Genomic DNA, 7,492 nt, shown 5'->3' on the forward strand with positions numbered 1-7,492 from the left:
GGGCCAAGGGCGCCAAGGGGTTACACTCCCCCTCGCCCACCATTGCCACGTAACACAGCCCGCAACTCAGTTACCAACTGATGAAGACGCACGTCATCGCGTAAGTCAGCGCGGCGCGGGCGTGGCAAAGCGATAGACACTTCCGCCAACACTTGGGCCGGTCGCCGACTTAAAACAATAACACGATCGGACAACAACACCGCTTCGGTCAGATTATGCGTCACGAGCAAGACTGCCGGACGAGGCGAGATTGTCGCCAGCAGATCGAGCAACTCACCCTGCAACTGCTCACGGGTCAGCTCATCGAGGGCGCTAAATGGCTCATCGAGCAAGAGCACCGGCGGAGCTAATGCCAACGCTCGTGCCAACGCTACCCGTTGCTGCATACCACCCGACAATTGCCGCGGTAGGCGGTGTGCAGCATCGCTCAACCCCATCCGTGCAAGTAATTCAGCTACCCGTGCTTTCCGTGCCTCCGGTGACCAGCCGGCTAACTCAAGCGGTAATGCCACATTTGCCGCTGCATCACGCCACTCAAGCAGGGCTGCCATTTGAAAAGCGATTCCAAATCGGTGCTCACGCCGAGCTTGCATCGGTGACAAACCGAATAACTGTACAACACCGCCATCAGGACTCTCAAGCCCAGTTACGATCCGCAATAACGTGCTCTTGCCACACCCACTCGGCCCTACCAGTGCTACTACCTCGCCAGCGGCAACGGTACAATTGATACCGGCCAATACTTGCACTGCGCCGCCCCGCGTCTGATAGTGCTTCGTAACACCTTGCACCTTAATCGCCCACGTCCCCAGATCGGCTGCCGATGACGCAGTGTCTGCTTCCTGAAAAAGAATAGCCATATCCTGTCTGTTAGGGGTTGCTGCTATGAGATACTACCGCTGCTCTGGAAGCAACGTATAATCGGGAAAATTTCCGTACAGCCGCTCACCCGGCACACCTATTGTCACCGCATCAACCAGATACTTCCCACCGACGAAACACCCTTTCCACGATGCCCCCATCCCACCGAATACCTCTTCCCGATCACCACGCGACCGCATTTTGTTGATGCCAACCTTAAATGCACGTAACTCGCCGGCAATCATCCGTCCTAACTTCAAGTCATCGGTCGCAATCGATGACACGAGATTACCATTCGAGATGTTCATCTCGCTGATCAGCTCATCAACACTATCAACGATCACAATCGTATCAACCGGCCCAAACGGCTCGTTATGATGCAGACGACAGTTGCGCGGGACGTTTAACAAGGTAATTGGGGCCATGTAAGCCGAAATATCCTGATTGGGTAAGAAAAGTTCTGGATTCAACTCACCCTCATACAGACAAATCGCTCCTGCACCCAGTGCTTCACTGTAGAGTACACGCAGCTCTTCGACCTTCTTCGCGTTGATCAGCGGGCCAAAATCGAGCCTGGGTAATGGATCACCCGGTTTATCCACTAACACCGGATTACCGATTTGGAGACTCTTCACCACCGGTAAGTACATATCGAGAAACTTGGGAAAGAGTCGTCGCTGTACAACGTAGCGGATATAGGCCGTGCAACGTTGCTTGCCGTAAGCGAAACCCTTCTTAATCTGCTGCGCCAAATTCGGCCAATCCGAGAAATCCCAGATACCGTAACAATTAACTCCCTCCATCTCGAGCATATAACGCTTGTTGCGGTCATAGAGCGAAGCGGCAATATCGCGTCCATTCGTCTTGCCGCCAACAAACGCTAAACAGGCCACATCAGCATTCCGCACTAACGCATCACTCAGCGCTCCACCCGAACCGCTCACCAACGAGACCGGCAACCCGGCACGACGCGCAATCGCAAATCCGAGCGTCAAGGCAAACAAACCACCATCAGAAGGTGTCTTTGCAATGACAGCATTACCGGCCAGCGTCTGCACCAATACAGCATGCATTAACACCGAATACGGGTAGTTCCAAGAGGCAATATTTGAGATCAAGCCGAGTGGCCGACGCCCATTCATCATCCACTCAATTTGCTCGATATACCACTCAACCCCACCGATGCACCGATCAACGTCATCACACGCTAGTTGGTAAGGTTTGCCGATCTCCCACATGAGCAAGTAGGCGATCAGATCACGGTGCTGGTGCAAACTAACCAATGCTTCGCTCACCCGCCGTCGCCGCTCGTCCAGATCGGTCTGCGACCATGTCTCATGCTCACGCGCCGCAAACCGCACCGCCCGCTTCGCCGTGTCAAGATCGATCATCGGCATCCGACCCAGCTCACCGCCGTCGACTGCCGTACTGTAGTGCTTGCCATGCCCCGGCCAACCCCACGTTCCCTCGATTAAATTAAGGACATGGCCTTCGGCGTTGAACGCTTCCGGTATGACAGTACGCAGTTGCGCCGTTAGATGAGACCATTCACATTCCGGTGCAATAATCTTGCTCATGTTACTCCTCTTGTCCTGTGATGTTTGGCACAATCCGAGTATATCACGGCTTGTCGAATTATTATAGTCAACACGCCTGTTACTCGAAGCTACGCATCGGTCCTTCCCTTACCGCATATATGATGCTACACTATGATGCACATCTTACTCCCGAATGGAGCATGGTTATGGATCGACGTACCAGTTTGCTGATTCGACCTCGACGTACTAATCGAGCTTCCAATTCATCACCAACGTATCTCGTTGATCTCGAATTTGGCGATGGTCGCCGGATCACAACCACCGACGAAGTTCAATTAAACCTCCCCCCACCAGAGACTTCTGATCCAGATGCGATCAGCCGCTACGGGCAAGAGCTGTTTTCCCGACTCTTTTCGGGTCGTCTCGCTACTTCCTTTAATGCAACACGGCTCACCGCCATCCAGCAACAGCAACCCCTCCGCTTGCGCCTCGCCATTGATCCTCAGGATGCAATATTACAAGCCATTCCGTGGGAATTACTCCATCTCCCGGCGCTCGATGCCCAAAGCCGACCACAACCATTAGCGACGAGTGATCAAGTCCTCTTCTCGCGCTACATCGATAGTGAGCAATTCCCCTTGGGCGACCCCCTTGAATATCGCCCAATTCGAATGCTGATCATCTTGAGCGAGCCGAGTGATCTCAACCGTTGGGGTTTAGCAACGTTTGACCGAAAGACAACTGAGCAAGACTTTAAGTTGCGCTTTCGCCCATTTCAAGACACCGGCCAGTTGGAATTGGAAATCTTACCGGTTGCCAGCGAATCAGCACTGCGCAATGCCCTCGAACGTGGTAGCCATCTCAGTGAGCGTGAACGTGGTTTCGATGTCGTGCTGTATATCGGTCATGCACTCTTCGTACCACAATACGGTACACGACTGTTACTCGAAGGTGGTTCCCAACGTCGCGGTCGCCTCCTCGATGGAAGTGAATTCGCGCGCCTTATCACCCAGTTGCCGAGTACGCATAAACCAACCCTCATCGCTCTCGTCGCTTGCAATAGCGCGACGGTCGATCTGCATGCACCACTCAGTAACCTTGCTGCCCGACTTATCGCCGAAAGCGGTGTTCCGGCGGTGATAGCAATGCAACGGTTGGTAGCAATTGATCTTGCGCGTGACTTCACTCAACATCTGACCGAAATGCTCCTCCGGAGCGGTCTTATTGACCTCGCCGTTACCACGGCCCGCCGTCGCATTTACCGAGCCGATACGCTTGGATGGAGCACCCCTGTTCTGTATACCCGTCTCAGCAACGGAAGACTCTTTCAACCAAGTACTCTGCTCAGTTATGTCGAATGGGTGCTGCGCCAAGAATCGATCACGCGGTGGGCCGGTGATGAATATATTGACCTTGATTGTACCACCATACCACCAGGGCAAACGTGGCAACTGTTCCAATACCGCCCTGAAAACGCACCTAAACCAATTTCGGCGCGTGACACCATCCTCTCGTTGGTAACCAATACGACCACTTCTATCGCTCCTAGTCAGCAGCTCGTTCTCCTCACCGGCTCGCACCAATCCGGCCAAACAACCATTTTGCGGCGTATTTGCCATGATCTTGCTCGGCAAGCCCAACGCGATATCAATGCACCGGTTGGTGTCTTGGTCTCGTTAGCCGGCTACGAGCAAGCACGCAGTGATATTCGTCTCTACGACCACATCATTGAACGGGTACGAAAACAGCACGTGGAGTTTGCCAAAACGCTTGAGCAGTTGTTTCGCGGTACAATAAGTGGCACCAACTCCCGCCCCCGCTGTGTGTTTTTGCTTGATGATGTCGATCAGATTGCCGAGTCGCACTGGAAGGATCTGATTCACGATCTAAATACCGTTCGCAACCGTCTCACCGATCAGCGATTTGTTGTTGCTGCACCACAAGCCTTCACATCACTAGCATTTGAACAACCGGTTACTATCCTTGCTATTCAACCTCTTGACGAACCAAGCATCGTTGCATACATTCGCCAACGTTACCGTCGGCAAGCGCGCGGGATAATTGATCGAATACGTGAGAATCGTCTCCAGCATCTCGCCGGTGATCCACGAATGCTGATGCTGATTGTTAATCGCCTCGCCGGTCCTAATCAGCAACCGATTGTCTACCATAACATTATCGAAGAATTTCTCACCCAAGAGCTACGTGCGCTCGATCATCGTTATCAAATGGGCGACGTGGCTCGCGCGAGTCTGTATCACATCGCATGGTACATGCACTGGCACATGCGCGATGCACTAACGATCGGTGAAGTATTTACGTTGCTCGCAGAAGTGCGACAAAATCGTGATTACGATCTTGAAGAGTTGTTTTATCAACTCGGGCAAACCCTATTAATCTCAATGATCGGTCAGCGCGAGATGTACTTTGCCAATCAAGCTGTTGCTGCTTATTGTACAGCCCAAGCGTTATGCCGTGCCCCAGATCGTGCAAGAAAGCTCGATGATATTGTGGCACTGTGCACCGATGTCGAACGACAACGCTGGTGGGAAGAAGTGCTCTATGCGCTCGCCAACTTGCTCGACCAACCAGAGGAACTACTTAGCCGTATTGCCAAATCATTGCGTAATGGCAATCAACGCCTGGCGGTCATTGCCGCCCGTTGCCTTGAAGCCCTCCCCCCTAATAAACTGCAATCAGTCCCTCTCACTTTACGCAACGAACTTATCGATAACTGCCTGCTCCACCTTGATGAACGGCGCGAACCGAGTGCCGAACGGCGTGAATTGCTGGTGAAAGCGCTCGGTAAGATTGATCATCCACAGATACGACAATATTTACGCCAAATTTTGGTCGATAAAGTACGTCAAACGAGTAGTGGACCACGCTATGAGTATAGCAATGTACGAATTGCCGCTGCTCGTGCATTACGCGATCTGCATTTACCTGATTTTCGTCGACTACAGAAACAGAAAGAAGAGTCCTTTGATCGTACACGTATCACGCTCAAACAACTCCGCGACGACCGTCCGTTAATTGAACTCATGCATCATTGGCTGAAAGGTGAAGCAACGCGCCAACAGCTACGTGATTGCATCGTAACCTCACCACTTGCCCCTGAACGGGCCGTTGCGGCATTTGCGCTCGCTGATGTTAGTATCTCCCCAATACAGCAAGCCTGCGATGCCCGTTTTCTGTTGCGGATAATTACGCATCCTTTAGATACCAGTACAACAACCATCAGCAACGAATGGATGGATACAATGTGGTCGGCGGCTGATGCGTTAACTTTGTTTGATCCGGAGTATGTGACACCACTCATTGCTACATTAATTCGCCACAAACGGAGTATGCCGAGTCCTACTGCGCAACAACTGGCGTATCTGGTTGGCCGTCTTCGCATCGATCGACCCTTCATTATCGACTGGTTAATCCATCTCTTGATCAACAACCCCAGTCAGAATGTCAAAGCGCGCGCATTGCAATCGTTGGCGTGGATTGGTGAAGGAGCAACGAATCGTTCGATTACGATCGCAGAAGGAGAGAGAAACAATAAACTTACCATTAAGCAACTTATCGAAGAGATTGCACTCTGGCAAGTACCACTACCCCGCTTCGTTGAAGGTGAATTTACACTTGAGATGTCGGTAGCTTCACTCTCGCCAATCTATTTACGGCGTAAAGCCATTGAAGCTCTTGCGTGGATTGGCGATCGAAATACATTACGCGAGTTAGATAGTAAATGCCAGTATTGGCCACTAGAATTACGTACCCAGTGGTACATCAGCCGCGAAAGTATTCAACAACGGATCAGGTAGTCAGTGTCTACCACACGTTCGGTGACAGCACACGATCAAACCAAACCCTCTGCCGGTCAGAACGTTGATCAGGCTAAAATTGGCTCGACGATGGCCCGCTTGCTCGGCAAGATGCCATCGGGTTAATCAACAACGTGCTGGTCCTGAACCGAACATGCTAGTGGATATGCCAACAGATGTTGAAGGACGCGAAGAATCAATTCAACGAAGCTGACATACACGTTATTTGGAAAGTTCACGCAGTAATCCCGACAGAGACACCCTACGTTGTACGCCATCTAGTATTCCCATTGCCGATAGCCGGTTGCAGCGAGCGCCTACTTGTAGGCCATTAGAAATGCTTGGCCGAAATCATTCACATGACAGAAAAGTTTGACAAACATTAGAGCAGAATGTCTTTCGGTGGGAATGTTGGAGCTTGATTTCTGGTATTTACAAGAGTACGAGATAGGTTATCGTTAACACCATAAGTACAGACAACGTAGCAAAGCTGCTGGGATACTCCGTCGAACTCTTGCAGCGATGGGAACCTGCACCAGATGCGCAGTTGTAAAATAGCAACACCATCTCAAGGCTTGGAAAGGTCTTGCACCGAATGTAGCGCTCTGCACCGGCAGCAGCAGGGCTGTAAACCAGCATTCCCTCTATCAGAACCGAGGTCTCTCATACGCTCACCACACCCATCTGCTGCGCAACCCAAGTGGTGGTTATCGCAGACGCGAAGAAATACTAGCAAACATAACTCTCACCTGCACCATCAGTAACGTGAGCGTTAGATGATCCCACACGCAGATCGAGAACGACGACAAGACAACACGCTCCGACAACCCGGATAGTCATTGCCGCGTGCTACGACCCAAACATACGCCTCTATGCGACCGGCGGCGGGAAAAGACGACGCGCTGACGATGTGAGGCCAAAAGTGGCAGGGGTCTACATCGCAACACCATTCGCGATTGGGAGCACCTCATCGCGCGCAACCGCAAACGGCTGGTCATTGCACCTGTCTTGCTCCGAACAAAGTCCTGTATCAGAGCGGTTCTATTTACGGACGAGAACGTTACACCCGTCAGATACCAATTCGAGGTGAAAAGAGAACCAGACGCACCTTTGCGCATGGTTTTGAGAGCAACTATAAGCCTAACCGAAAGGGTATTCCTTATCTAAAAATTACTAACAAGCACAGCGAGCCAACTCACCGCCGTACCGGCCATGACGCTTGCGGGTGGCTCGTCCCTACCCTTCCCAAACACACCACGAGGGCAGTCGTGCGAC

Annotated in this window: 4 protein-coding genes; 2 read left to right on the forward strand and 2 right to left on the reverse strand. The window is 51.9% G+C overall.

Annotated features, from left to right (window positions below):
- Positions 1-20: 20 nt before the first annotated feature.
- Together ACP5OT_RS16400 and ACP5OT_RS16405 are read right to left on the reverse strand one after the other, a co-directional pair.
- On the reverse strand, positions 21-860 hold the full coding sequence (locus ACP5OT_RS16400; protein ID WP_428132755.1) for an ABC transporter ATP-binding protein: 840 nt from the start codon (positions 858-860) through the stop codon (positions 21-23).
- Positions 861-893: 33 nt separating this feature from the next.
- Positions 894-2,438 carry an aldehyde dehydrogenase family protein gene (locus tag ACP5OT_RS16405; protein ID WP_424675783.1) on the reverse strand — a complete coding sequence of 515 codons (1,545 nt, stop codon included), beginning with the start codon at positions 2,436-2,438 and terminating at the stop codon, positions 894-896.
- Between the two features lie 167 nt (positions 2,439-2,605).
- On the opposite strand from ACP5OT_RS16405, the gene ACP5OT_RS16410 reads away from it, so the two are divergent.
- Both ACP5OT_RS16410 and ACP5OT_RS16415 read left to right on the forward strand, forming a co-directional pair.
- Positions 2,606-6,217: a CHAT domain-containing protein gene (locus ACP5OT_RS16410; protein ID WP_428112879.1), complete on the forward strand. Its 3,612-nt coding sequence runs from the start codon at positions 2,606-2,608 to the stop codon at positions 6,215-6,217.
- Between the two features lie 3 nt (positions 6,218-6,220).
- Complete coding sequence (locus tag ACP5OT_RS16415; RefSeq protein WP_424675785.1) at positions 6,221-6,343, forward strand: hypothetical protein; 123 nt, start codon at positions 6,221-6,223, stop codon at positions 6,341-6,343.
- The last annotated feature ends 1,149 nt before the right edge of the window (positions 6,344-7,492 follow it).

This window comes from Chloroflexus sp. (assembly GCF_049970315.1).
GTDB lineage: Bacteria > Chloroflexota > Chloroflexia > Chloroflexales > Chloroflexaceae > Chloroflexus.